Raw genomic sequence first — 24,565 nt, 5'->3', positions numbered from 1 at the left:
AACCAGACCATGCTCCATTCATTCAAGGGACGAATCCGTCTGCTGACCACGGGCGCTGCGCTCGCAGTGATGCTCGCGGCCGCGCCGCAGGCATTCGCCGTCACGCCGAAGGATACGCTCGTCATCGGGCTTGCCTTCGACGACATCATCACGCTCGACCCGGGCCAGGCCTTCGAATTCTCGGCCGGCGAGATCAACGGCAACAGCTATGACCGTCTCGTCCGGCTCGACATCAACGACACATCGAAGGTCGCGCCGGATCTCGCTGAAAGCTGGACAGTATCCGACGACGGCCTCACCTATACGTTTAAGATCAAGCAGGGTCTGAAATTCGCCTCCGGCAACCCGATCACCGCGGAAGACGTTGCCTATTCCTTCGAACGTTCCGTCAAGATCGACGGACCGCCAGCCTTCATCCTCAATCAGTTCGGCCTGAAGAAGGACAACATCACCGAAAAGGCCGTTGCCAAGGACCCGAGCACTTTCGTGCTCACCGTCGACCAGTCCTATGCGCCGTCCTTCGTGCTGAACTGCCTGACCGCGACCGTTGCCGCCGTGGTCGACAAGCAACTGGTTTCGCAGCATGTCACCAATGACGACTACGGCAACGCATGGCTGAAGAGCAATTTCGCGGGATCCGGCCCCTACAAGATTCGCGAATGGCGCGCCAACGAAGTGGTCGTGATGGAGCGCAACGACAATTACTGGGGTGAGAAGCCGAAGCTCAACCGCGTCATCTATCGCCACATGAAGGAAAGTGCCGCGCAGCGGCTTGCGCTCGATAACGGCGATATCGACGTCGCGCGCAATCTCGAGCCGAACGATATCGACGCGGTTTCCAAGAAGGGCACGACGATCACCAGCACCCCGAAGGGTTCGGTCTTCTACTTCAGCATGAACCAGAAGAACCCGAATCTTGCAAAGCCGGAAGTCGTCGAGGCGATGAAATACCTGGTCGACTATGATGCGATCCAGGCGACCCTCATCAAAGGCGTCGGTGAAATCCACCAGACCTTCCTGCCGAAAGGCCTGCTCGGCGCGATCGACGACAAGCCCTACAAGCTCGACGTCGCCAAAGCCAAGGAACTGCTCGCCAAGGCCGGCCTGAAGGACGGTTTCTCCGTCACCATGGACGTGCGCAACAACCAGCCGACCACCGGCATTGCGGAATCGATCCAGCAGACCTTCGCCCAGGCAGGCATCAAGATGGAGATCATTCCCGGCGATGGCAAGCAGACGCTGACCAAATACCGTGCACGCACCCATGACATGTATATCGGTTACTGGGGCGTCGATTACTGGGATCCGAACTCAAACGCGGAAACCTTCACGTCAAACCCGAACAATGCCGATGAGGGCACGTCAAAGACGCTCGCATGGCGCAATGCCTGGGATATTCCGGAGCTGACGAAGGAAACCAAGACCGGCTTCCTGGAGCGGGATTCGGCCAAGCGCGCCGCAATCTACGAAAGCCTGCAGAAGAAGCTGCTCGCAACCGGTCCGTTCGCGCTGATCTTCCAGCAGACGGAAGTGGCCGGCGTCGGCAAGGGCGTGAAGGATTTCAAGCTCGGCCCGACCTTCGATACGAACTACGTGTTCAACGTTTCCAAGGAGTAGGGCCTATATAGGCCTTAGCCCGGAAGGCTGATTTCTTGACCCTTACAGATACAACCGTGGCGACACGGCGCAATCGGCGCCGTGCTTCGTCCTTCGCGGCTTCCGTCCTGCGTTTTGCGGTGACCGTGGTCACGACCATATTCGGGCTGCTGCTCGTCACCTTCTTCATCGGCCGGGTCGTGCCCATCGACCCGGTGCTGGCGATCGTCGGCGACCGCGCTCCGGCCCACCTCTATGAACGGACCCGGATCGAGCTGGGCTTGAACCTGCCGCTCTATCAGCAGTTCTGGATCTATTCGAAACAGGCGCTTTCGGGCGATCTGGGCACTTCAGTGCTGACCAGCAATCCGGTGCTGGAGGATATCAAGCGCGTCTTTCCCGCCACCATGGAGCTTGCAACGATCGGAACGCTGATGGGTGCAATTCTCGGCATACCGCTCGGCGTTCTTGCTGCCGTCAAGCGCGGCAGCGTCGCCGACCAGATCGTCCGCGTCATCGGCCTGATCGGCTATTCCGTGCCGATCTTCTGGCTCGGCCTCCTGGCGCTGGTGCTTTTTTACGCGCAACTGCGGTGGGTGGCTTTTCCCGGCCGCGTGGATATCGTCTACGAATACAGTTTTTCGCCGCAGACCGGCTTTTACCTGCTGGATGCGGCCATGCAGGGCCAGTGGGACGTGGTGGGTGATCTCTTCCGCCACATCGCGCTGCCCGGAGCGCTGCTTGGCTATTTCTCGCTCGCCTATATCAGCCGCATGACCCGCTCCTTCATGCTGAACGAGCTTTCCCAGGAATATATCGTGGCGGCGCGGGCAAAGGGCCTTTCCGAGGCCCGCATCATCTGGTTCCATGCGTTGCGCAACGCCGCCGTGCCGCTGGTGACGGTGATCGCGCTTTCCTATGCCAATCTCCTGGAGGGGTCGGTTCTCACCGAAACCATTTTCTCCTGGCCGGGGCTCGGCCTCTACATCACCAATTCTCTCCAGAACGCCGATATGAATGCCGTGCTCGGCGGCACGCTGGTGATCGGGTCCGTTTTCGTCGGCATCAACATCTTCTCCGATCTTCTCTATCGGACACTGGACCCGAGGACCCGCAGCCGATGAGTATTCCGGAAATCGCACTCAAACCCTATAGCCGCGCGTGGTTGCTATCCGACCGGCCGGCCTCGCGCCAGCAGGCGCGTCTCGGTCGCGCCTATATCATCTGGCGCCGCTTTGCCGAAAATCGCCTGGCGCTGGTGGGCCTGGGCATTCTGATCCTGCTGCTGGTGGTCGCAGCCCTTGCCGACGTGCTTGCGCCCTATGATCCGGTCGTCGGCGACCTGCGCAACGCGCGCCTCCTGCCTCCGGGCACGGCCGGCTATCTGCTCGGAACGGACGACCAGGGCCGCGACATCCTCTCGCGGCTGATCTACGGATCGCGGCTGACGCTGCTCGTCGTCGTGCTGGTAGCGGTCATCGCCGCACCCATCGGCCTCATCGTCGGCACGGCTTCCGGTTATGCCGGCGGATGGCTGGACGCGGTGCTGATGCGCATTACCGACATCTTCCTCGCCTTTCCGAAGCTCGTGCTCGCTCTGGCGCTGGTCGCGGCGCTCGGGCCGGGGATCGAGAACGCGATCCTGGCGATCGCCGTCACCTCCTGGCCGCCCTATGCACGCATCGCCCGCGCCGAGACGCTGACCTTCCGCAACTCGGAATTCATTGCCGCGGTGAAGCTGATGGGGGCTTCGCCGCTTCGCATCATCATCCGGCATGTGATGCCGCTCTGCCTCTCGTCGCTGATCGTACGCGTCACGCTCGATATGGCCGGCATCATCCTGACTGCCGCCGGCCTTGGCTTTCTCGGCCTCGGCGCACAGCCGCCGCTGCCCGAATGGGGCGCGATGATCGCCTCCGGCCGCCGCTTCATCCTCGACCAGTGGTGGGTCGCCGCCATGCCGGGTGTCGCGATCCTCGTCGTCAGCCTCGGCTTCAACCTGCTCGGCGACGGGTTGCGCGACGCGCTCGATCCGAAGGAGGCGGGCCAATGACGAATGGACAGACCCCGCTTCTGACAGTCGAAGACCTGCGCGTGACGTTCCCGACCCGCACCGGTGAAGTACGCGCCGTGCGCGGCGTCTCCTTCACGCTCGGGAAAGAGCGGCTCGGCATCGTCGGCGAATCCGGGTCCGGCAAGTCGCAGACCGGCCGCGCCATCATGGGGCTCACGCCGGCCCATGCGTCGATCACGGCCAGAAAGCTCGCTTTCTCCGGCCGCGATCTTCTTTCCATGCGCAAGGCCGAGCTGCGGGCGCTGCGCGGAAAGCGGATCGCGATGATCCTGCAGGATCCGAAATATTCGCTGAATCCGGTGATGACCATAGGCCGGCAGATCGTCGAGACGTTGAAGACACACGAGGATGTTTCGACGTCCGAGGCGAGGACGCGTGCGCTTTCCATGCTGGAAGCCGTGCAGATCCGAGATCCGGAACGCGTCTTCGACCTTTATCCGCACGAGGTTTCCGGCGGCATGGGCCAGCGCGCCATGATCGCCATGATGCTCGTCTGCGGTCCGGAGCTTCTGATTGCCGACGAGCCGACCTCGGCGCTCGACGTTACCGTGCAGCTCGAAGTGCTCTCCATCCTCGACAAGCTGGTGGCGGAGCGCGGCATGGGACTGATCCTGATCTCGCATGATCTCCGGCTCGTCTCTTCCTTCTGCAATCGCGTCATCGTCATGTATGCGGGGAAGATCGTCGAGGAATTGCCATCGGCCGATCTTGCCCAAGCGCAGCATCCCTACACGCGCGGGCTTTTGAACTGCCTGCCGACCATCGGTTCGCACCGGCATCCGCTGCCGGTTCTCGACCGCAAGCCGGAGTGGGCGCTATGAGCTCAGCCGTTTCCATCCGCGACATGGTCGTCACCTACGAAGATTTTGCGGCACTTGACCATGTCAGCTTCGATATCGGCGCCGGCGAATCCTTCGGCATCGTCGGTGAGTCCGGTTCCGGCAAGTCGACGCTGCTGCGTGCCATTTCCGGGCTCGCCTCCTTCGATCAGGGTACGCTTTCCGTCAATGGAAGGCCCTATTCCGGCCGGAGCCGGGACAAGGAGTTCTACCGCACCGTCCAGATGGTCTTTCAGGACCCCTACGGCTCGCTGCATCCGCGCCAGACGGTCGACCGCCTGCTGCTCGAACCCCTCCTGATCCACGGCTTCGACGATATCGAGACCCGCATCTCCCGGGCGCTGGACGAGGTGGGCTTGGGCTCCGGCTTCCGCTTCCGTTATTCGCACCAGCTCTCCGGCGGGCAACGGCAGCGCATAGCGATCGCCCGGGCGCTCATCCTGGAACCGAAGATCCTGCTTTTGGACGAACCGACCTCGGCGCTCGATGCCTCGATCCAGGCGGAAATCTTAAACCTTCTCGAACAGGCGCGCCGCGACCGCGACCTCACCTTCATCATGGTCAGTCACGATCTGGGCGTCATCAGTCACATGTGCGAGCGGCTGGCGGTGATGAAGATGGGCAAGGTTGTCGAGACTTTGCCAGCAGCGGCTCTGGAAAAACGCGAATTTTCGGCGGAATATACGCGCCAGTTGCTCGTCGCCAGCGAAGGCTTTCGCCGCGGTTGAGGGGCGTCTCTTTTTGTTTCCAAGCAATTCCGGACGGAAAACCGCGACACACTTTTCCGGAATTGCTGCAGCCGGCAGGATCGCATGCAGCTTCGCGCGCTTATGTATTTCGATGAACTGGTGCGCACGAACTCCATGCGGGCGGCGGCCGAAAACCTCAATGTCGCGGCGACCGCCGTGTCCCGGCAGATCGAGAACCTGGAACATTATTTCGGGACCCCGCTCGTCGAGCGCAGCAACCGCGGCATCAAGCTGACGGCAGCCGGCGAGCTTCTCGCCGCGCGGGCGGGACGGACGTTGCGCGAGCTTGAACATGTCCACCAGCTGATCGACGACCTGCAGGGCCTGCAGCGGGGCAGGGTGGTGATTTACGCCAATGGCGCGACGGTCGCGAACCTCATCGCGCCGGTGCTTGCGGAATTCAGCCTGCGTTATCCGAAACTTCGGTTCGAGGTGGCGATCACCAGCGCCCGCGAGGCGGTCGAAGCGCTTGCCGCGGCGGAAGCCGATCTGGTCGTGACGCTCTTTGCGCCCAAGATTTCCGGCGTGAAGGTGCGGCTGCGCTCCGAGATCACCTATGACGTGGTCATGGCGGCCGATCACCCGTCGGCGAGTGCGAAGGAACTCACGCTCCGCGATCTCGTGCAGATGCCGCTGGCGCTGCCCGACAAGAGCTTTGGCGCGCGGCAGGCTTTCGAAGAGATCTTTTCCAGGGAAGGGCTGGAGCTCGATCCGGTTTTCGTGACCGGCTCTCTGGAGATGCTGAAGGAACTGGTGTTGCGGAAAGCGGCCGTCACGCTTCTGCCGGCGCTTACCGTGCGCCGGGAGATCGAGGCGGGCCAGCTCGTCGCCGTTCCGATCGCCGCCGGCAAGGCGGTGCGCACGCCGATCGACCTCTGCGTCGCGCCGGACCGGCAGCTTTCTTTCGCCGCCGGCAAGCTCGTCGATTTCATAGAGCGCTTCATGCGCGGCGCCGACATGCGCAAATCGGAACCCGTAAAAGCCACTGTTCAAATGCATTCCGTGTAGCGTTTTCGGCTACACAGAGAACACAAAATTCTACATTGTGTGTGCACCTGCGAAATGACACACTTTTGGCAATCGCGATCCCGCAGGTGCCGATCAGGCTGGATCGCCTACCAAAAAGGGGACGATGGATGGGCAGGATGACGTTTTGGGGCTCCGCCACGATTTTGAGAAGTGCCGCTTTCGGTCTTGCGACGGCGGTGGGCCTTTTTCTCGCACAGGACGGTGCGGAAGCCGCGCCGAAGACCGCGATCACCGTTGGCATGGCGATCGAGCCCGCCGGGCTTGATCCGACGATCGCGGCACCCGTGGCGATCGGCCAGGTGACCTGGCAGAACATTTTCGAGGGCCTAACGGCGATCGACAAGGCCGGCAAGGTCCAGCCGCAACTTGCCGAGAGCTGGGAGATTTCCGAAGACGGTCTCACCTATACGTTCAAGCTTCGCCAGGGCGTGAAATTCCACAACGGCGAGATTTTCGATTCCTCGGTTGCGAAATTCTCGATCGACCGCGCCCGCGGCGCCGATTCCGTCAATCCGCAGAAGCGTTATTTTGCCTCGATCGACACGATCGAGACGCCGGATGCCGCGACGCTGGTGCTGGAACTCAAGCAGCCGGCCGGCAGCCTGCTCTACTGGCTCGGCTGGCCGTCCTCCGTCATGGTCGAGCCGAAATCGGCCGCTGACAACAAGACGACGCCGATCGGCACCGGTCCGTTCAAGTTCTCGGGCTGGGCCAAGGGCTCGAAGGTCGATCTCGCCAAGAACCCGGACTATTGGAACAAGACTGTTGCTGTAAAGCTCGATACCGCAGCCTTCCGCTTCATCAGCGACGCGCAAGCCCAGGCCGCAGCACTGAAGGCCGGTGACGTCGACGCCTTCCCCGAATTCGGCGCGCCGGAGCTGATCAAGTCCTTCGAAGACGACAAGCGGCTCGCGACCGTCATCGGCAATACCGAACTGAAGGTCGTGGCCGGCATGAACAACACGCGCAAGCCTTTCGATGACAAGCGGGTGCGCCAGGCGTTGATGATGGCCATCGACAGGGCAACCGTCGTGGAGGGAGCCTGGTCCGGCTTCGGCACGCCGATCGGCAGCCACTACACGCCGAACGATCGCGGTTACAGGGATCTGACCGGCGTCTATCCCTATGATCCTGAAAAGGCCAAGGCATTGCTTGCCGAAGCGGGTTACCCGAGCGGTTTCACCTTCACGATGAAGGCGCCGCAGATGGCCTATGCGCAGCGCACGTCGCAGGTGCTGCAGGCGATGTTTGCCGAGATCGGCGTGACGATGAATATCGAGACCACGGAGTTTCCGGCGAAATGGGTGGCCGACGTCTTCAAGGCGGGTGATTACGACATGACGATCGTCGCCCATGCGGAGCCGATGGACATCGATATCTATGCCCGCGATCCCTACTATTTCAACTACAAGAACCCGGCCTTCAACGACGTGCTGAAGAAGGTGGAAGCCACTGCCGATCCTGCGGAACAGGAGAAGCTTTACGGCGAGGCGCAGACCATTCTCGCCAACGACGTGCCGGGGCTCTACCTCTTCGTCATGCCGAAGCTTGGCGTCTGGGACGCCAAGGTGAAGGGGCTTTGGGAAAACGAGCCGATCCCGTCGAACGTCCTGACGGATGTTCATTGGGAGGAGTGAAGCCTGGGTCATGAACTGGAATGGGGTGAATGCGGCAAATCACCCTCCCCTTGAGGGGGAGGGTCGGAGCGAAGCTCCGGGGTGGGGTGAGCTTCGCATCCCTTCTATTAAGCGTCGGCTTTCAAGCTATTCCTTTGAATCCGATCACCCCCACCCGCCGCTTCGCGGCGACCTCCCCCCTCAAGGGGGAGGTGAGTGCCCGCCGCGTCGCCTCCGAATGCTGCGAGGACTTGCGTTGAAGCCATGGCCTTCGAAGTTTTGCCATGAGGTCACCCCATGATCTCCATCCTCATCCGCCGCATCCTCAGCCTGATCATCACGCTGCTGGTCGTCTCGCTCCTCATCTTCACGGTGATGGACCTGCTTCCCGGTGATCCGGCGGCGATCATGCTCGGCACTTCGGCAAGCCCGGATACGCTTGCGGCGCTCAGGACACAGCTCGGGCTCGACCAGCCGCTGCCGGTGCGCTATCTCGCCTGGCTTGCCGGCGTGTTCCGGGGCGATCTCGGTCAGTCCTATACCTATGGCGTGCCGGTTGCCGGCCTGATCGCCGAACGGCTGGCGGTCACCGTTCCGCTGGCGCTGATGGCGATCGTCCTCTCCGTTCTCGTCGCCGTCCCGCTCGGCGTGCAGGCGGCCAGAAAGCACAACGGCGTCTTCGATTTCGTCGCCGGCCTGCTTTCCTACATCAGCATTGCCGTTCCCGCCTTCTGGGTCGGGCTGCTGCTGATCATCCTCTTCTCCACCACGCTGGGTCTGATGCCGGCCGGCGGTTTCCCCGGCTGGGATGCCGGGTTTTTCGCCGGATTGAACGCGCTGCTGATGCCGGCGGTGGCGCTCGCCCTGCCGCAGGCGGGCGTGCTGACTCGTGTCGCGCGTGCCGCCGTGCTGGAGGTGATGAACGAGGATTTCGTCCGCACCGCCCGTGCCAAGGGCCTGAGCGAAGGCATTGCCGTCTGGCGGCATGCGGTGCCGAACGCGATGGTGCCGGTGGTCACCATGCTCGGCCTGCAATTCACCTTCCTGATCGCCGGCGCCGTGCTGGTCGAAAACGTCTTCAACCTGCCGGGCCTCGGACGGCTCGCCTATCAGGCGCTTTCGCAGCGCGACATCGTCGTCATGCAGGATGTGGTGCTGTTCTTCTCCGGTCTCGTCATCCTCATGAATTTCCTCGTCGACCTCGCCTATCTCCTGATCGACCCGCGCCTGAGGGCGGGTGCGCAATGACACGTGCTCTTCGCCGCCCCGTTTTCCTCATCGGGCTCGTCATCACGCTGGCGCTGTTTACGGTCGCATTGCTGTCGCTCGTCTGGACGCCGTTTCCGCCGACCCGCATGCAGATCGTCCAGAGGCTCAAAGCGCCGCTCGAATCCGGCCTCTTCGGCACCGACCAGTTCGGCCGCGACGTCGCCTCCATGCTGATGGTCGGCGCCTGGAATTCGCTGTCGACCTCCGTCCTTGCGGTGCTCATCGGCGCGAGCGTCGGCACGGCGGTCGGCGTGATCGTCGCCATGCGGCGCGGCCTCCTGGAACTCGTCGTCATGCGCGGCTGCGATATCGTCTTCGCCGTGCCGCCGATCCTGTCGGCAATGATGCTCGGCGCCTTCATCGGCTCCGGCCGGTTCACGGCGATCATTGCGATCGCCGTCTTCATGGTGCCGGTCTTCGCACGGCTCACCCTCAGCGCCGCGCTGCAGATATGGACCCGCGACTATGTGACTGCGGCGATCGGCATGGGTCGGCCAAAAGCCAGGATCACGCTCGCGCATGTGCTTCCGAACATATCGAACCAGATCATCGTTCAGGTGACGATCCAGCTCGGTCTTGCGATCCTCACCGAGGCGGGCCTTTCCTTCCTCGGTCTCGGCATGCCGCCGCCGGCGCCGACCTGGGGACGGATGCTCGCCGACAGCCAGACCTTTCTCGGTCAGGCGCCCTGGCTGGCGCTGATGCCGGGGCTTGCGATCGCGCTTGCCGTTCTCGGTCTCAACATGCTGGGCGACGGCCTGCGTGACCTGCTCGATCCCCGCGACAATTCCTGATTTCGAACGCAAAGATATTCCGATGAACGACCTTCTGAAACTGACCATCCGCCAACTTGCAGGCCTCTACGCCGCCAGGAAACTCTCACCGTCCGAATACTGGCTGGCGGTCGAGGCGCGCGTTGCGGTCTTCGAGCCGCATGTGCAGGCGCTTTATCTCTACGATCCGGAAAACGCGCGCGAGCAGGCTGCGGCCTCCACCGCGCGCTGGATGAAGAGCAAGACGCTCGGGCCTCTCGACGGCATTCCGGTGACGCTGAAGGAACTGATCGCCACCAAGGGCCAGCCGGTGCCGCTCGGAACCGCGGCGGTGGAACTCCTGCCGGCGACGGAGGATGCTCCGATCGCCGGCCGTATGAGGGAAGACGGCGCGGTGATCTTCGCCAAGACGACATGCCCCGATTACGGCATGCTTTCCTCCGGCCTTTCGAGCTTCCATCACCTGAGCCGCAATCCCTGGAACCTGACGCAGAACCCGGGCGGATCGAGTGCCGGCGCGGCCGCAGCCGGCGCGGCGGGTTTCGGGCCGCTTCATATCGGCACGGATATCGGCGGCTCGGTGCGCCTGCCGGCCGGCTGGACCGGGCTTTTCGGCTTCAAACCCAGCCAGGGCCGCATTCCGGTCGATCCCTATTATGTCGGCCGCTGCGCAGGCCCCATGACCCGCACGGTGGAGGACGCGGCAATCTCCATGGCGACACTGTCGCGTCCGGACTGGCGCGATGGCACGTCGCTGCCGCCCAACGATTTCGACTGGCTCGATTCCGCCATCGACGTGAAGGGCATGAAGATCGGCCTGATGCTCGACGCCGGGGTTGGCTTAGCCGTCGACGAGGACGTCCGAGAGGCTGTCACTGCCGCGGCGAAGCGCTTCGAGGAGGCGGGTGCGATCGTCATTCCGGTCGGGCCGGTCATCACCCGCCAGATGCTGGACGGGCTCGACAATTTCTGGCGCGCCCGTTTCTGGGGCGATATCGAGAAGATGCCGGAAGAGCGGCGGGCGCTGATCCTGCCCTATATCTACGAATGGGCGAAAGGCGGCGCGCATGTCTCCGGCGTCGAGGCGGTGCGCGGTTTCAACCAGACGATCGAGATGCGCAAGACCTGTGGCAAGCTCTTTACTACGGTCGATGCGGTGATCTCTCCCACCAATCCGATCGTCTCCTATCCGGCGGAATGGGCCTCCCCCACTAACGACCCGGCTTTGCCTTTCGAGCATATCGGCTTCACGGTGCCGTGGAACATGTCGGAACAGCCGGCCTCGTCCATCAATTGCGGCTTCTCGAAATCCGGCATGCCGATCGGGCTGCAGATCGTCGGCCCACGCTATGACGACCTCCTCGTGCTCAAGCTGTCGCGTGCCTTCGAGCAATGGACCGGCGGGATCAGCCAGTGGCCGGAGCCGCCGGAGGCAGTCGTATAGCCTCTTTGTCCTCTTTCGGCCTTCCGTCTCCGAACGGTATCGCGGAACAATCACGCCTTTGCCGCGTTCAATTCGCGCAACCTGAAACGGGTTTGCAGGTCTGCGCGCTCGCCATGCGCTTGTCGAGGAGGTTGAAGATGAGAGGCATATCCCTGTGGCCTTGGGTATCCCGAGCCCTTGATCGACGTCTCGCCGTCCACGTCATTTGATTTTCCGCAAAGCCGGCCGTCTGCCTGCATGCTTCAAAAGAACAGATAAACCCAGGAGATCGATATGCCCACTGCCAATCCGACCAGTGAATTCGCCCGCGGCGGTAACGGCCAGAACTCGGCCTCATCGAAGGAGATCGAAGCTCAGCTCCAGCAGTTGCGCGAGGATATTGCCTCTCTTGCCAAGACCGTGGCTGCTGTGGGAAATGAAAAGGCCAGTGAATACAAAGGCAAGGCCCGCCGCGCCGCGCATGAGGCGGCTGATGCGTCGATGCACATGGTGGAAGCTGCGCGCGAGCAGGCCGTCTCGCTGGAGCGCGACCTGGAACGCCAGATCCGCACGAACCCTATCCAGTCCGTCGCCATCGCCGCAGGCGTGGGTTTCCTGTTCGCGCTGATGATGCGGCGCTCATGATGGCAGGATTAGGCCCCCTTTTGGCCTCGCTCGTCGCGATGGATGTCGCGGCGTTCGCGCGTCGGCTCAAGCGAAACGCGATCCTCTACGCTTTCATGCTGGTTTTTCTGCTGACGGCCTATGTGCTGGCAGTCGCCGCACTCGCGGTCTATCTCGGCCAGATGTGGGGATTGCCGATGGCATTGCTTGCCGTGGCGGGTGGGGCGCTTGTCCTGGCGCTCATCATTCTCCTCTGGGTGATGATGGAAAACCGGGCGGAAGAGAGGCGCAAGCGCGAGGCCGCGGCGGCAAGCAGCAACAAGGCGCTGATGGTGACCGCGGCGATCTCGGCCCTGCCGCTCGTCATGAAATCGCGGCCGCTCCTGCTTGTCGGGGTTGCGGCCGGCCTCGGATTCCTGCTTACCCGCAACATGGGGATGGCGAGCCGCGATACGGACGAACCTGCCGAATGATCTTAAAGCGTGTCGCGATCTCTCAGATTCATCCGGCACGCTCTAAGTTCTTGTTTTCACGCATGTCGTTTTCGCAAAACCGCTGCATACTTTGGCGCGACACGCATTAGATGAACGGTCGCTTGCCCTCCTTGGGCGGCCGCCATTCGGCGACGTGGTAGAGCCTTTCCGTGTCAAGCACCTCGCAGCCGCGGTCGAGCCAGCGGATGAGCCCTTGTTGGACCAGTCTGCGCAGCGTCTTGTTCGTGTGGACAAGCGAGAAGCCCAGCGTGTCGGCTACGTGCTGCTGCGTCAACGGCAAGATGAAGGGTCTATCAGCCGGCGGAGCGGCGACCGATTTTACCCGCGCATCCAGAAATGCGAAGAGATAGGCCGCACGCTCGCGGGCGCTGCGGCGGCCTATGCTGAGAAGATGTTCATCAAGCATGGATTCTTCCCGGGCAGCCAGCCAGGTAATGTCGTAGGCAAGCGAGGGGTGATGGCGGAAGAGCTTCGGAAGCTTGTCCCGTTCGAAGATGCAGAGCGTCATCCGCGTCAGCGCCTCGATCGAGTGCTGCATCTCCTCCATGAGGTGGCCCTGCAGTCCGATCAGATCGCCTGACAGCACGTAATTGAGGATCTGACGGCGCCCATCCTCCAGGATCTTATATCGGAAACCCCAGCCGGACAGCACGGTATAGAGTTGCGGGTTGCGTTCTCCTTCCACCATGATCGACATACCCTGCGCGGCGGACACTTCACCCGTCTTGAAGTCATGCACGAAGCCAAGTTCCTCCGAGGAGAAATCACGAAAGCTCCGACATTGGCGCAGAGGGCACTGATCGCAGCTAACGCGCGGAAGAATGGCGGGTGTGGACGTGGCCATGGGACTCCATGAAGACAGGGCGGATGAACCATAGCTTGGCGTTTTCTTCCCGTCTGTGTCTTTTTTAAATGACGCGCTCTTCGTTCAATGATCTAGGGCGTTTTTGCACTCGAATGAGAGCGACGCTTTTGCGAATTCTTATCATTGATTTGGAATATCTCGTTGCTATGGGCGCTGAACGCATTCTCGGCAGCGCGATGACCTGTGAAATTCAAATTGCCATGCCACGCGATTACCCGCCGGTTCTGGAAGGCCGCAATTTCGATGTCGTTCTGGCCGATTCCAGCCTTGGGCAAAATCCCGACGAGGCGCACCGGCTGCGCGCAAGCGGCGCTGGCATCGTGTTTTCCACTTTGGTGGACGAGGAACTGGCCGGGCTTCCAACCTGGCCCGGCACTGCCGTCGTGGCAAAGCCCTTCGACGAACAGCAATTGGTCGAGGCTGTGAGGAATGCCGCTCGGGTGAACGGCATTCCGGATGACAGGGCCTAGCTGCCGAAAGCGCGGGCCGTAATCGCAGCATCGCCTGGATCGGGGCCATAATCGCCTTCGCCGGAAACCCCCAAGAGTTCCTGGAGACGGCCGCGAGCGCGGGAAACGCGGCTCTTGATCGTGCCGACGGCGCAGCCGCAGATTGCGGCGGCTTCCTCATAGGCGAAGCCTGCGGCGCCTACGAGGATGATCGCCTCGCGCTGGTCGTCCGGCAGCTTGTCGAGCGCCTTGCGGAAGTCCTGCAGATCGAGCCGGCCGTATTGTTCGGGATGCACCGAGAAGCGTTCACTGAACAGGCCGTCGCTATCCTGCACTTCGCGACCGCGCTTGCGCATCTGACTGTAGAATTCGTTGCGTAGAATGGTGAACAGCCAGGCCCGCATGTTCGTGCCGGCCGTGAAGCTCGACTGGTTGGCCCAGGCCTTCATGATCGTATCCTGCACGAGATCGTCCGCCTTGTCGTGCCGGCCTGTCAGAGATACTGCAAAAGCGCGCAGATTGGGCAGCGATGCAAGAAGGTCGCGCTTAAAGCCGCGATCGTCGCTCTCTTTCTCCCTGCTCATTTTACATTCACCGGCTTTGCGCTCTTCTCGGCCTGTTCAAGACGTTCCAACAGTTCGAGAAAACGATCCGGAATCCCTTCTTCCTGTACTGCGTCGTAGAATTCGCGCAGCTTTCGAGAAATGGATGCGTTCGGAGGTACCGCTCCAGGTCTGACTTCTTGGGATTGAATTGTTGTCATCTCGTCTTTTTTTCTGTTGTCGTCTTCGTCACTCATCACGCAGGCCTGTTACGATATTGCTGGGCGGAAAATTCACGATAGTAAAAAAAGTTCCCATCTTGCGGAACTTTTTTTGCATGATCACGTTCATAACAGGTCAATTGCCGCTGGGCATCAGGGGAGATTTTGTATGTCACTAACTACACGCGTTGCGACCCACCTTCCATATTTGCGCCGATATGCACGCGCCGTCACCGGGTCGCAGACCTCGGGAGACGCCTATGTTGCTGCGGTCCTGGAAGCGTTGATCGCAGACGTTTCGATATTCCCGGAAACGTCCAAGGACCGTGTTTCGCTTTATAAACTCTTCGTCACGATTTTTGGTTCCACGAATATAGATATCCGACCGATGGAATCGCCCTTCGCATGGGAGCAGCGCGCAGCCGCCAATCTGGCTACCTTGCCTTCGCAGGCGCGGCATGCCTTCCTGCTGATCTCGGTGGAGGGCTTTACGGTAGAAGAGGCCTCGGAAGTCCTGGACGTTAGTGTCGCGGAGGTAAACCGCCTGCTCGAGGAAGCGACCCGCGAAATCTCGCGTCAGGTCGCGACCGATATCATGATCATAGAGGACGAACCGCTGATCGCGCTCGATATCGAGCAGATGGTGCAGGATCTCGGCCATCGTGTCGTCGGCATCGCACGCACGCACAGGGAGGCCGTCTCGCTCTTCCAGTCGTCGCATCCGAAGATGGTGCTGGCCGATATCCAGCTTGCCGACGGCAGTTCCGGCATCGACGCCGTCAATGAGATCCTGAAATCCTCCAGCGTGCCGGTGATCTTCATCACCGCCTTCCCGGAACGTCTTTTGACCGGCGAACGTCCGGAGCCCGCCTTCCTCGTCACCAAGCCGTTCAATCCAGACATGGTGAAGGCGCTGATCAGCCAGGCCCTGTTCTTCAACGAGGCAGTCAAGGCGGCTGCCTGATTCATCTCTGCAGAAGCGGTCGGGAACGAACGCAGCAGGATGGCGTTTGGCATGCATCCGAGAAGGAGGAAAATATGCGATATCATGCTCTGTCGTGTTCCTGCTCCTGGCTGCCGCGGCCAGCTTCGATCGAGCTGCAGGTGCGTGGGCAATATCGCCCAGGTTCCGTTCTTTCTGTTCCCACCTATGCTGATGCCCTGTCGGGTTGTTCCGGCATCTGTGACAATCTATAAATGACAAGAGATCATAAACCGGGCGTCCCTTCGGCGGACGCCCGTTTTTTCCCGAGAGCCCGCAGAGGGAGTGAGAAATTGGTGCATCCCCTGACATGGCAGCAAGCTGGTCAGAGTGATGACAAGTTGCGTGAATTTTTCATGCCCGCGCTCGTCGATCTGGGGGCGAGCGTGATCATCCAGGATTCTCACCGCAACTATCTCTTCGTTACCAATCTTCCGGACATCTGGGCCAACGAGCACTTCTCGACGCCGAGCGATCTCAGCCTGTTCGGCGAGGAGGTTGCAGCCAAGCTGGGCACCCTCAAGGAAGGGATCATCAAGCCAGGCAACAAGGGGCATATCGAGATCGCCGTCGGCACCGAGCAGATCTACGAGTTCCGCGTGCAGGCGGTGGAATTGGCCAAGGGCGGCGTGCATCTGGTCACGACCATCATCGACCGGTCCGAGGAACGGCATCGGGAGCGACTGCTCAGGGCATTGCTCAGGGAAGTCAGCCACCGCTCCAAGAACCTGCTTGCGATCATCCAAAGCATCGCGCTGCAGACGGCCCGCTATTCCGGCTCGCTCGAGCTTTTCCTGCACAAGTTCCGCGGCAGGCTTTATTCGCTCTCGCAATCCCAGGACCTGATCACCGATTCCAGCTGGCGGGGTGCCTATTTCTTCGAACTGGTACAGCAGCAGACGGAAAAATACCTGCCCGAAAACACGCACCTCGTGCGCGTGAATGGTGACAACGTGCTGCTTACGCCGAATGCCTCGCTTCATCTCGGCCTTGCCCTGCACGAGCTGATCGTCAATGCGGTGAGCCACGGTTCGTTGCTCCGCAACGGCCGCGTCATCAATGTCACCTGCGCCCGCACCCAGCTCAACGGTCATGACGCGCTGGAAATCACCTGGGACGAGGCGCTGGAAATCAGCCGGAAATCCGATGAGGACGAAGAAGAGGCGCTCAAATCGCATTTCGGCAGCACGGTGCTGGAGCGCGTCGTGCCTGCCTCCGTCAACGGCAAGGCTCAATACGTCATTTCACGTGACAGGATCAGCTATCAGCTGGTCTTCCCGCTGGAAAGCGGTGGAGAGTGAAGCGAATAGGGAGTAGCGAATAGCGGATAGTCTTTGCGGCAACTGGTCCGTATTCGCGACAAAACGCTTCCTTTTCACGACCCGTTGGTCTGCGAATCGGAGAATATTCATTCGCTATTCGCTATTCGCCAAAACTGAGCTGGCCCGGTTCCGATTGACGGAGCCGAGCCAGTTCGTCTCTTCGAGGGGGATTGAAGAGTCTGTCCGAAGGCTTTTGTAGGGCGGGGGACGGGGGGGTCGCCTTCGAACAATGCTATAACGAGCCTTCTTGAAATAGGTTCCGAAGGTTCGGGAAAAAATTTTTTAGTGCCTGTGGAGCCAGTCTTCCACCTCGCGATCGGCCTCTTCCTGTGCCTTGCCGTAGCGTTCCTGGATCTTTCCGGCAAGCTGCTTCCTGTTGCCTGCGATCACGTCGAGGTCGTCGCCGGTCAGCTTGCCCCACTGGCTCTGGACCTTGCCCTTGAACTGCTCCCAATTGCCTTCAACCTGATTCCAGTTCATCTGCCTCATCTCCTTCTTCGTTCTTCGAGCGACATCCGCTCTCGGAATCAAACGACGCAGAGGCTTATGGGTTCCAGGGACAGCGGAAAGCAAAATGGCGGCCGGAGCCGCCATTTTCAAAACCTGGATAGGATCAGGCGCTTCAAAGCTCAGTGCTTCAGGGCCCTCGGATCGAGCGCGTCGCGGATCGCATCGCCCATATAGTTGACGCTGAGTACGGTGAGAGAAATCGCCAGACCCGGCCAGAGAACGCGCGACGGCGTCAGTTGCAGGAAATTGGCGCCGTCGAAGAGCAGGCGGCCCCAGGTCGGGAAATCCGAGGGAAAGCCGAGGCCCAGGAAGCTCAGCGCCGATTCCGTGATGATCGCGGAAGCGATGCCAAGCGTCGCCGAGACCATAATGGAGCTCAGGACGTTCGGCAGGATATGCTTGATGATGATCCGGAATTCCCGCATGCCGCTCGATTTCGCCGCCAGGATGAACTCCTGGCTTTTGACGGCGAGCACATCGCCGCGGACGATACGGGCGGTGTGCATCCAGCTCGTGATCCCGATCACGAAGACGATCAGGATGAAGATGCCGGTCTCCGGGCCGAAGGTCGCGCGGAGCGTATCGCGGAAGAGCATCAGTATGACGAGCAGCAACGGTAACAGCGGCAGCGCCAGGAAGAGGTCGGTGATGCGCATCAGCGGCCCGTCGAGCCTCCGGAAATAACCGGAGAGCACGCCGACCAGCGTTCCGAGGAAGAGGGCAAGCAGCATGGCCGTCACGCCGACGGCGAGCGAGATGCGACCGCCGGCAAGCACCTGGGCAAGCATGTCCTTGCCGAGATTGTCGGTGCCGAAAGGATGAGCGAGCGACGGCCACTGGTTCTTGTCGCGGATGTTGATCGCATTCGGCGCCACCCGATGGATATACGGGCCGATGACGACTGCGAGCAGGATGAAGACGAAAATCACCAGCCCGGCGACGCCGCCCCGATGGGCGCGGAACTGGTGCCAGATGTCGCCGAAGGCGGATCGGACGGGCGTCGCCGCCTTGACCGGCGGTGTGGCTGTTATGGTCGCATCAGTCATAACGGATCCTCGGGTCAAGAATGCCGTAAAGCACGTCGGCGATGAGATTGAAGAGTACGATCAGCACGGCGAAGATGAAGGTCAACGTTTGTACGAGCGGAATGTCAGCACCCTGTACGGCAGTGATCAGAAGCTGGCCCAGCCCATTCACGCGAAAGATCTGCTCGGTGATGATGGCGCCCGAAAAGATCGTCGGTACCCCAAGGGCAATGACCGTGACGACCGGGATCAGGCTGTTGCGCAGCACATGAACGAGCAGCACCGTCTTTTCCTTGACGCCCTTGGCTCGCGCCGTGCGCACATAGTCCTGATGCAGGTTGTCCAGCATCGATGCTCGCACGAAACGCGTGATCTGGGCTGCGTTATAGAGCGCCAGGACCGCCACCGGCAGCGCCATCTGCTTCACCTGCGCGATGAAGGTCGAGAAGTCCGTGACCCTCAGGTTCGTGTCATAGACGGACGGAAACCATTGCAGGTAGGAGGAGAAGATGACAATGAGCAGCACGCCTGTGAAGAAGGTCGGTACGGAATAACCCACCATCGCCAGGAAGGTGCCGATCTGGTCGATGATCGAATATTGCTTGTAGGCGGAGATGACGCCGATCGGAATGGCGATCAGCACGCCGAACAGATAGGCGAGGCCGACGACCCAGAGCGTCTGCGGCAGGCGCTGGACGATCAGGTCGACCACCGGGCTTCGGGTCGCCCAGGACAGAACCCGCATGCGATCACCGTCGCCGACCTGCCAGCCGGTCAGGCTTTCAAAAATATTGAGCGGTTCGTTGATGAAGAATTGCTGCAGCCATTTCAGGTAGCGGATGGCGAAAGGCTGATCCAGTCCGAGCGAGGCGCGGATCTGCTCGCGGACCTCCGGCGGGATCGTCAGCGGCAGGTCGCCGGTCGGATCGCTGGGCGCGAGGTCCAGCAGTGCGAAGATGACGAAGCTGATAATCAGCAGGGTCGGGATTGCGAAAAGCAATCGCCGCAAAGTGTATGTGAACATGGAAACCTCTCCGGACTAGCGCGGGAGAAAAATGCGGCCGCCGGGCCTGCTCCAGGCAGGCCCGGCGATCGTCATTACTTCTTGCGCGACCAGTCGGCGGCGTTCCACAGTTCGGAGTCCCAGGCATTCATCTTCACGCCGTCAAGCGAGACCGAATGCGAGGAGACCTGACCGCGGTAGATGAGAGGAATGTGGGCACCTTCCTCGGTCAGCATGTCGTTGGCCTTCTTGGAAAGCTCGATCCGCTTTTCGATGTCGGCCGTCTTGGAGAGCTCGGCAACCAGCTTGTCGTATTCCGGGTTGCAGTAGCGGGGGATGTTCTGCCCCTGCCAGCCATTCTCCGGGCTCGGAACCTTGTCGCAGAGCCATTCCGCCAGATATTTTTCCGGGTCGGTGCCGTCGAAGTTGTTGGTGTACATTTCGACGTCCGCATAGAACTTCTGGAACGTGTCCGGGCTTGCCGGATCGCCGCCGAAGAAGACCGAGGCGCTGACGTTGCGCAGTTCGGCGTCCACGCCGATCTGCGACCACATGTCCTTCACCAGTTCCTGGGTCGCCTGGCGGACCGAGTTGGTGGAGGTCGAGTAGAGGAACGACAGGCGCACACCGTCCTTGGCGCGGATGCCGTCGCCGCCTTTCTTCCAGCCTGCCTCGTCGAGCAGCTTGTTGGCGCCTTCGACGTCCTGCGTCAGGCACCAGTCATTGGCCGTGGAGGCGTAGGCTTCCGGTCCGGGAACGATATTGCAGGTGGGGCGGCCGGCCTCCCCATAGCCCGCCTCATCGATGATGTTACGGTCGATCGCCATGGAAAGAGCGCGGCGCACGGCCGGATCCTTCAGGGCCGGATGCGGGCCGGCCTCCTTGGTGGAGCGCTTGTCGCCGAGCTTCGGATCGGGGTTGTACCAGTTCAGGTTGATACGCTCGACCTGCGTGCCGAACGCCGTTACCAGTTCGCCCTTGCCGGCCTTCAGCATGGTGGCGAGAACCTCCGGTTCGACCTGCATGTTCCAGCCGTAGTCAAACTCGCCGGTCTCCAGCACAGCGCGGGCGGCCGATGCGGCATCTCCGCCGCCTTTGAGGGTGACGGTCGCGAAGGCCGGCTTGGCCGGGTCGCGATAGTTGGGGTTCGCTGCATAGGTGATGACGTCGTTCGGCTTGAAATCCTTCACGACGAACGGGCCGGTGCCAATCGGGCCGAAGTTGGCCGAGGTGCAGCCCGGAGCCTTGGCGCCGACGCAGTTTTCGAACTGCTTCTTTTGGATCACCGGCGACTGAGCGCCGACGAACGCGCTATAGGGGTAGTATTTGGGCTCGCTGAAGGTGATCTTGACCGTATGCGGATCGACTGCCTCCACGCTTGTCACGCCTTCATACTGGGCTTTCTGGGCGCAGCCGCCATCCGGAGCGACGCAATATTTCCAGGTGAAGACGACATCGTCGGCTGTGAACGGAGTTCCGTCGGACCATTTCACGTCCGGCTTCAGCTTCCAGGTCATGCTCATCATGTCCTTGGAGACGCCGCCGTTTTCGACTGTCGGAATCTCGGTCACGAGCCATGGAGCAAGTTCGCCCTTCTCGTCGTAGCGGGCCAGCGGCTCGATGACCATCGAGGACGAATAGACCTCTTTGGTGCCGCCGGAAAGATACGGGTTGAGGGTCGAGACCGCCTGCCAGAACAGAATCTTGAGATCCCCGTCGGTACCGCGCTCCGCATGAGCGGCAGAGCCGGCGAAAGCAAGCGCGGCAACTGTGCCGGCCAGAAGGAGTTTGAGGTTTTTCATGCTGCTATTCCCCTTGATCATTCTTTTATGAGTTGTGTTTTGCGGCTCGCCGGTCACGCCGGCTTGTAATGCCACGGGATTGCGAAGTCATTTCATAACGCATTGACTTCGCACGATGTTTCTCTCTTCATCCTCCTCAAATGCTGGCTTAGGAACAAGTTGCATCGTGTCGCCTCAGGCGAACGTGACCAAATTTTGGGCCATCTAAGCATAGGCCTATTTTCCGTTCAAGCGGGAAAATTGAAGCTTGCAAAAACCCATCTTCACGTCGCAATATCCGCCCCGGCCAGACCATAAACAGTTAAAAACACGATGGGGAATTATATGCCGGTTATCAATCGCGTCGCCGAAATGCAGGATCAGGTTGCCGAATGGCGGCGTCATCTGCACCAGAATCCGGAGCTGCTCTACGACGTTCACGAGACGTCCAAATTCGTCACCGAAAAGCTCAGATCCTTCGGCTGCGACATGGTCGAAGCCGGCATCGGCAAGACCGGGGTCGTCGGCATCATCAAAGGCAGCCAGGGCGAAGGTCCGGTGATCGGCTTCCGCGCCGACATGGATGCATTGCCGATCTTCGAGACGAGCGGCAAACCCTGGGCTTCGAAGACGCCGGGCAAGGCGCATTCCTGCGGCCATGATGGCCATACCGCGATGCTGCTGGGTGCCGCGCAATATCTTGCCGAAACCCGGAATTTCAAAGGCTCGATCGCGGTGATCTTCCAGCCGGCGGAAGAGGGGGGCGCAGGCGCGCTGGCGATGATCAATGACGGCCTGATGGAAAAGTTCGGCATCGAGGAAGTCTACGGCATGCACAACGAACCGCGCCTGCCGGTCGGGCATTTCGCGATCGGCAAGGGCGGCGTCATGGCGGCCGCCGACACATTCGAGATTACCGTCCACGGCCGCGGCAGCCACGCCGCGCAGCCGCATCTGTCCATCGATCCGGTGCTTGTCTCCTCGCATATCGTACTGGCGCTGCAATCGCTCGTCTCACGCGAGACAGACCCGCTGAAATCGCTCGTCGTCACCGTTGCATCGATCCATGGCGGGGAGGCGAGCAACGTCATTCCGGCTTTCGTCAAGATGACCGGAACGGTGCGGACGCTGCTGCCGGAAACCCGCGATTTTGCGGAAAAGCGTCTCGTCGAAGTGGCACAGTCCACCGCAATCGCCCATGGCGCGACCGCCGAGATCGTCTATAACCGCGGTTACCCCGTCACCTTCAACCATGACGACGAGACCGATTTCGCGGTCCAGGTCGCCGGAAAGGTTGCCGGTTCGAAGTCCGTGCATGTCGGCGTGCCGCCCCATATGGGCGCGGAAGACTTTTCCTACATGCTGGAGAAGCGGCCCGGAGCCTTCATCTTCATCGGCAATGGCGAGACCGCCAGCCTTCACAACGCAGCTTATGACTTCAACGACGAGGCGATCCCCTATGGCGTCAGCTACTGGGTGACACTCGCCGAAACCGCGCTTGCCGCCTGATCCCGGTCAAAGGAGATTTCCATGCTGCTTTCGGGTAATTCGATGGAAGCGAGCGGCGGTTCGGTGACGCCGGTGCTGTCGGTGAAGAACCTTTCCACGTCGTTTCGTGTGAACGATGAATGGCGCACGGTGGTGCGCAACATTTCCTTTGACGTGGCGCCGCGCGAGACGGTGGCGATCGTCGGGGAGAGCGGCTCCGGCAAGAGCGTCACCTCGCTGTCGATCATGCGGCTTCTGCCGAAGAATTCCAGCCGTATCGAAGGCGAGGTATTTCTCAACGGCAGGGAACTCCTGTCCTTGCCGGAAGAACAGATGCGCCAGGTGCGCGGCAACGAGATCTCGATGATCTTCCAGGAGCCGATGACCTCGCTCAACCCGATCTTCCCGATCGGCAAGCAGATCGCCGAGGCGCTCACCGTCCACAAGGACATTTCCAAGGCCGACGCCAAGGCGGAGGTCGTGCGCCTGCTCGAAAAGGTGCGCATCCCCAATGCCAAAAGCCGCTACGACGAATATCCGCACCAGTTCTCCGGCGGCATGCGGCAGCGGGTGATGATCGCCATGGCGCTCGCCTCGAAACCGAAGCTTCTGATCGCCGACGAGCCGACCACGGCGCTCGATGTGACGATCCAGGGCCAGATCCTCGACCTCATCAAGCTGCTGCAGGAAGAGGAGGGCATGTCGGTGCTGTTCATCACCCATGACATGGGCGTCGTGGCTGAGGTCGCCGACCGCACCATCGTCATGTATCGTGGCGACGCGGTCGAGACGGGCGAGACCGGCGACATTTTTCATCGCGGCAAGCATCCCTATACGCGCGCACTTCTATCGGCCGTGCCGCGGCTCGGCTCGATGGGCGACCGCAGGCTGCCGCTGCGCTTCCCGATCATCGACATAAAAACCGGCGAGCAGCAGCCGCTTGCCGACGTCACCGACACGGTCGCCAAGGGCAAGACGCCGATCCTCGACGTCAAGGACCTGACGACGCGCTTCGACATCCATTCCGGCCTGTTCGGTCGCAAGAGCGGCGCCGTGCATGCGGTCGAGAAGGTCTCCTTCAACCTGTTCGAGGGCGAGACGCTGTCGCTCGTCGGCGAATCGGGCTGCGGCAAGTCCACGACCGGCCGCTCGGTCACCCGCCTCATCACGCCGACCAGTGGCGACGTCACGCTCGACGGCTACGAGGTGATGAAGCTCGACCAGTCGACGCTGAGGCAGATGCGGCGGTCGATCCAGATGGTGTTCCAGGACCCGTTCGCCTCATTGAACCCGCGCATGAGCGTCGGCTCGGCGGTGATGGAGCCGTTCATCGAGCACAGTCTCGGTACCAAGCAGCAGGCGCGCGACAAGGCGGCGAGCCTGATGGAGAAGGTGGGCCTTTCCGCCGACATGATGCGGCGTTTTCCGCACGAGTTCTCGGGCGGCCAGCGGCAGCGCGTGGCGATCGCCCGCGCCCTGATGCTCGACCCGAAGGTGATCGTCGCCGACGAGGCGGTGTCGGCGCTCGACGTGTCGATCAAGGCGCAGGTCTGCAACCTTTTGCTCGACCTGCAGCAGAGCCTGAACCTCGCCTTCCTGTTCATCTCCCACGACATGGCGGTGGTGGAACGGGTGAGCCACCGGGTGGCGGTGATGTATCTCGGCGAGATCGTCGAGATCGGCCCGCGGGCAGCGGTGTTCGAGAACCCGCAGCATCCCTATACGAAGAAGCTGATGTCGGCCGTGCCGGTGCCCGATCCGTCGCGCCGCCGGATCAAGCGCAACATGTCGACCGACGAGATCAAGAGCCCGATCCGCCCCGTCAACTATGTGCCGCCCAAGCGCGAATACCGAGAGGTCTCACACGGGCATGTCGTCCAGGTGGGATAGG

The 24,565-nt window shown here is 61.3% G+C and carries 24 protein-coding genes; 17 read left to right on the top strand and 7 right to left on the bottom strand.

The genetic code is table 11. From position 1 onward, the window contains the following. The first annotated feature begins 9 nt into the window (after positions 1 to 9). The 12 genes from QEO92_RS17460 to QEO92_RS17405 all read left to right on the top strand — a co-directional run bounded on the left by QEO92_RS17460 (position 10) and on the right by QEO92_RS17405 (position 12,465). Positions 10 to 1,617 (top strand): ABC transporter substrate-binding protein, encoded by a 1,608-nt coding sequence (locus QEO92_RS17460; protein ID WP_227703860.1) that lies wholly within the window; start codon positions 10 to 12, stop codon positions 1,615 to 1,617. A gap of 56 nt (positions 1,618 to 1,673) precedes the next feature. Next, entirely contained in the window at positions 1,674 to 2,720 is a 1,047-nt protein-coding gene (locus QEO92_RS17455) for an ABC transporter permease (protein ID WP_407722114.1), read from the top strand. After that, positions 2,717 to 3,649, top strand: coding sequence for an ABC transporter permease (locus QEO92_RS17450; protein WP_227703858.1), 933 nt, complete (start codon positions 2,717 to 2,719; stop codon positions 3,647 to 3,649). The genes QEO92_RS17455 and QEO92_RS17450 overlap by 4 nt, the downstream gene beginning before the upstream one ends. Then, positions 3,646 to 4,491 (top strand): ABC transporter ATP-binding protein, encoded by an 846-nt coding sequence (locus QEO92_RS17445; protein WP_227703857.1) that lies wholly within the window; start codon positions 3,646 to 3,648, stop codon positions 4,489 to 4,491. The genes QEO92_RS17450 and QEO92_RS17445 overlap by 4 nt, the downstream gene beginning before the upstream one ends. Next, complete coding sequence (locus tag QEO92_RS17440) at positions 4,488 to 5,237, top strand: ABC transporter ATP-binding protein (RefSeq protein WP_037154639.1); 750 nt, start codon at positions 4,488 to 4,490, stop codon at positions 5,235 to 5,237. The genes QEO92_RS17445 and QEO92_RS17440 overlap by 4 nt, the downstream gene beginning before the upstream one ends. Before the next feature lie 84 nt (positions 5,238 to 5,321). Continuing rightward, a complete protein-coding gene (locus tag QEO92_RS17435) occupies positions 5,322 to 6,266 on the top strand; it encodes a LysR family transcriptional regulator (RefSeq protein WP_227703856.1) in 945 nt (314 codons plus the stop codon). A gap of 137 nt (positions 6,267 to 6,403) precedes the next feature. Next, complete coding sequence (locus QEO92_RS17430; RefSeq protein WP_407721478.1) at positions 6,404 to 7,924, top strand: ABC transporter substrate-binding protein; 1,521 nt, start codon at positions 6,404 to 6,406, stop codon at positions 7,922 to 7,924. Positions 7,925 to 8,200: 276 nt separating this feature from the next. Continuing rightward, positions 8,201 to 9,151 (top strand): ABC transporter permease, encoded by a 951-nt coding sequence (locus QEO92_RS17425; RefSeq protein WP_227703854.1) that lies wholly within the window; start codon positions 8,201 to 8,203, stop codon positions 9,149 to 9,151. Then, a complete protein-coding gene (locus QEO92_RS17420; RefSeq protein WP_227703853.1) occupies positions 9,148 to 9,966 on the top strand; it encodes an ABC transporter permease in 819 nt (272 codons plus the stop codon). Before QEO92_RS17425 ends, QEO92_RS17420 begins: the two co-directional genes overlap by 4 nt. Positions 9,967 to 9,988: 22 nt before the next feature. After that, a complete protein-coding gene (locus QEO92_RS17415; protein ID WP_227703852.1) occupies positions 9,989 to 11,389 on the top strand; it encodes an amidase in 1,401 nt (466 codons plus the stop codon). A 273-nt stretch (positions 11,390 to 11,662) separates the two neighbouring features. Beyond that, positions 11,663 to 12,013, top strand: a complete 351-nt coding sequence (locus tag QEO92_RS17410; protein WP_037154624.1) for an ElaB/YgaM/YqjD family protein — start codon at positions 11,663 to 11,665, stop codon at positions 12,011 to 12,013. Continuing rightward, positions 12,010 to 12,465: a hypothetical protein gene (locus tag QEO92_RS17405; protein ID WP_280107456.1), complete on the top strand. Its 456-nt coding sequence runs from the start codon at positions 12,010 to 12,012 to the stop codon at positions 12,463 to 12,465. The genes QEO92_RS17410 and QEO92_RS17405 overlap by 4 nt, the downstream gene beginning before the upstream one ends. 106 nt (positions 12,466 to 12,571) lie before the next feature. Here QEO92_RS17405 and QEO92_RS17400 read toward each other — a convergent pair whose 3' ends face one another. After that, entirely contained in the window at positions 12,572 to 13,330 is a 759-nt protein-coding gene (locus QEO92_RS17400) for a Crp/Fnr family transcriptional regulator (protein WP_227703850.1), read from the bottom strand. A gap of 167 nt (positions 13,331 to 13,497) precedes the next feature. On the opposite strand from QEO92_RS17400, the gene QEO92_RS17395 reads away from it, so the two are divergent. Beyond that, positions 13,498 to 13,821: a hypothetical protein gene (locus QEO92_RS17395; RefSeq protein WP_227703849.1), complete on the top strand. Its 324-nt coding sequence runs from the start codon at positions 13,498 to 13,500 to the stop codon at positions 13,819 to 13,821. Here QEO92_RS17395 and QEO92_RS17390 read toward each other — a convergent pair. Both QEO92_RS17390 and QEO92_RS17385 read right to left on the bottom strand, forming a co-directional pair. Next, positions 13,818 to 14,384: an RNA polymerase sigma factor gene (locus QEO92_RS17390; protein ID WP_037154611.1), complete on the bottom strand. Its 567-nt coding sequence runs from the start codon at positions 14,382 to 14,384 to the stop codon at positions 13,818 to 13,820. The genes QEO92_RS17395 and QEO92_RS17390 overlap by 4 nt on opposite strands. Beyond that, entirely contained in the window at positions 14,381 to 14,563 is a 183-nt protein-coding gene (locus QEO92_RS17385; RefSeq protein ID WP_037154745.1) for a NepR family anti-sigma factor, read from the bottom strand. The genes QEO92_RS17390 and QEO92_RS17385 overlap by 4 nt, the downstream gene beginning before the upstream one ends. A gap of 169 nt (positions 14,564 to 14,732) precedes the next feature. Here QEO92_RS17385 and QEO92_RS17380 point away from each other — a divergent pair, with 169 nt between their 5' ends. Then, positions 14,733 to 15,527, top strand: a complete 795-nt coding sequence (locus QEO92_RS17380) for a response regulator (RefSeq protein WP_037154607.1) — start codon at positions 14,733 to 14,735, stop codon at positions 15,525 to 15,527. A gap of 359 nt (positions 15,528 to 15,886) precedes the next feature. Continuing rightward, complete coding sequence (locus QEO92_RS17375; RefSeq protein ID WP_280107455.1) at positions 15,887 to 16,846, top strand: sensor histidine kinase; 960 nt, start codon at positions 15,887 to 15,889, stop codon at positions 16,844 to 16,846. A 303-nt stretch (positions 16,847 to 17,149) separates the two neighbouring features. Here the strand turns inward: QEO92_RS17375 and QEO92_RS17370 are convergent, their stop codons facing one another. From QEO92_RS17370 to QEO92_RS17355, 4 genes are all read right to left on the bottom strand, one after another. After that, complete coding sequence (locus tag QEO92_RS17370; RefSeq protein ID WP_037154602.1) at positions 17,150 to 17,347, bottom strand: CsbD family protein; 198 nt, start codon at positions 17,345 to 17,347, stop codon at positions 17,150 to 17,152. 149 nt (positions 17,348 to 17,496) lie between these two features. Next, positions 17,497 to 18,423: an ABC transporter permease gene (locus QEO92_RS17365; protein WP_037154599.1), complete on the bottom strand. Its 927-nt coding sequence runs from the start codon at positions 18,421 to 18,423 to the stop codon at positions 17,497 to 17,499. Then, a complete protein-coding gene (locus QEO92_RS17360; protein WP_037154596.1) occupies positions 18,416 to 19,426 on the bottom strand; it encodes an ABC transporter permease in 1,011 nt (336 codons plus the stop codon). The genes QEO92_RS17365 and QEO92_RS17360 overlap by 8 nt, the downstream gene beginning before the upstream one ends. A 74-nt stretch (positions 19,427 to 19,500) precedes the next feature. Next, positions 19,501 to 21,207, bottom strand: a complete 1,707-nt coding sequence (locus tag QEO92_RS17355; protein ID WP_227703847.1) for a peptide ABC transporter substrate-binding protein — start codon at positions 21,205 to 21,207, stop codon at positions 19,501 to 19,503. Between the two features lie 324 nt (positions 21,208 to 21,531). Between QEO92_RS17355 and QEO92_RS17350 the strand changes: the two genes are divergently transcribed. Next, complete coding sequence (locus QEO92_RS17350; protein ID WP_227703846.1) at positions 21,532 to 22,695, top strand: M20 aminoacylase family protein; 1,164 nt, start codon at positions 21,532 to 21,534, stop codon at positions 22,693 to 22,695. A gap of 21 nt (positions 22,696 to 22,716) precedes the next feature. Further along, positions 22,717 to 24,564, top strand: coding sequence for an ABC transporter ATP-binding protein (locus QEO92_RS17345; RefSeq protein WP_227703845.1), 1,848 nt, complete (start codon positions 22,717 to 22,719; stop codon positions 24,562 to 24,564). Position 24,565: the final 1 nt, after the last annotated feature.

The sequence above is a fragment of the Neorhizobium petrolearium genome, assembly GCF_029854435.1.
Classification (GTDB): domain Bacteria; phylum Pseudomonadota; class Alphaproteobacteria; order Rhizobiales; family Rhizobiaceae; genus Neorhizobium; species Neorhizobium petrolearium.
The sequence above is the reverse complement of the archived record's forward strand: the minus strand, read 5'-3'. Positions and strand labels throughout refer to the sequence as shown.

Bases quoted from the DNA above. Each gene is read 5' to 3' on its own strand.
- QEO92_RS17460 (WP_227703860.1), top strand. From the start codon at position 10: ATGCTCCATTCATTCAAGGGACGAATCCGTCTGCTGACCACGGGCGCT.
- QEO92_RS17450 (WP_227703858.1), top strand. From the start codon at position 2,717: ATGAGTATTCCGGAAATCGCACTCAAACCCTATAGCCGCGCGTGGTTG.
- QEO92_RS17445 (WP_227703857.1), top strand. From the start codon at position 3,646: ATGACGAATGGACAGACCCCGCTTCTGACAGTCGAAGACCTGCGCGTG.
- QEO92_RS17440 (WP_037154639.1), top strand. From the start codon at position 4,488: ATGAGCTCAGCCGTTTCCATCCGCGACATGGTCGTCACCTACGAAGAT.
- QEO92_RS17435 (WP_227703856.1), top strand. From the start codon at position 5,322: ATGCAGCTTCGCGCGCTTATGTATTTCGATGAACTGGTGCGCACGAAC.
- QEO92_RS17430 (WP_407721478.1), top strand. From the start codon at position 6,404: ATGACGTTTTGGGGCTCCGCCACGATTTTGAGAAGTGCCGCTTTCGGT.
- QEO92_RS17425 (WP_227703854.1), top strand. From the start codon at position 8,201: ATGATCTCCATCCTCATCCGCCGCATCCTCAGCCTGATCATCACGCTG.
- QEO92_RS17420 (WP_227703853.1), top strand. From the start codon at position 9,148: ATGACACGTGCTCTTCGCCGCCCCGTTTTCCTCATCGGGCTCGTCATC.
- QEO92_RS17415 (WP_227703852.1), top strand. From the start codon at position 9,989: ATGAACGACCTTCTGAAACTGACCATCCGCCAACTTGCAGGCCTCTAC.
- QEO92_RS17410 (WP_037154624.1), top strand. From the start codon at position 11,663: ATGCCCACTGCCAATCCGACCAGTGAATTCGCCCGCGGCGGTAACGGC.
- QEO92_RS17405 (WP_280107456.1), top strand. From the start codon at position 12,010: ATGATGGCAGGATTAGGCCCCCTTTTGGCCTCGCTCGTCGCGATGGAT.
- QEO92_RS17400 (WP_227703850.1), bottom strand. From the start codon at position 13,330: ATGGCCACGTCCACACCCGCCATTCTTCCGCGCGTTAGCTGCGATCAG.
- QEO92_RS17395 (WP_227703849.1), top strand. From the start codon at position 13,498: ATGGGCGCTGAACGCATTCTCGGCAGCGCGATGACCTGTGAAATTCAA.
- QEO92_RS17390 (WP_037154611.1), bottom strand. From the start codon at position 14,384: ATGAGCAGGGAGAAAGAGAGCGACGATCGCGGCTTTAAGCGCGACCTT.
- QEO92_RS17385 (WP_037154745.1), bottom strand. From the start codon at position 14,563: ATGACAACAATTCAATCCCAAGAAGTCAGACCTGGAGCGGTACCTCCG.
- QEO92_RS17380 (WP_037154607.1), top strand. From the start codon at position 14,733: ATGTCACTAACTACACGCGTTGCGACCCACCTTCCATATTTGCGCCGA.
- QEO92_RS17370 (WP_037154602.1), bottom strand. From the start codon at position 17,347: ATGAACTGGAATCAGGTTGAAGGCAATTGGGAGCAGTTCAAGGGCAAG.
- QEO92_RS17365 (WP_037154599.1), bottom strand. From the start codon at position 18,423: ATGACTGATGCGACCATAACAGCCACACCGCCGGTCAAGGCGGCGACG.
- QEO92_RS17360 (WP_037154596.1), bottom strand. From the start codon at position 19,426: ATGTTCACATACACTTTGCGGCGATTGCTTTTCGCAATCCCGACCCTG.
- QEO92_RS17355 (WP_227703847.1), bottom strand. From the start codon at position 21,207: ATGAAAAACCTCAAACTCCTTCTGGCCGGCACAGTTGCCGCGCTTGCT.
- QEO92_RS17350 (WP_227703846.1), top strand. From the start codon at position 21,532: ATGCCGGTTATCAATCGCGTCGCCGAAATGCAGGATCAGGTTGCCGAA.
- QEO92_RS17345 (WP_227703845.1), top strand. From the start codon at position 22,717: ATGCTGCTTTCGGGTAATTCGATGGAAGCGAGCGGCGGTTCGGTGACG.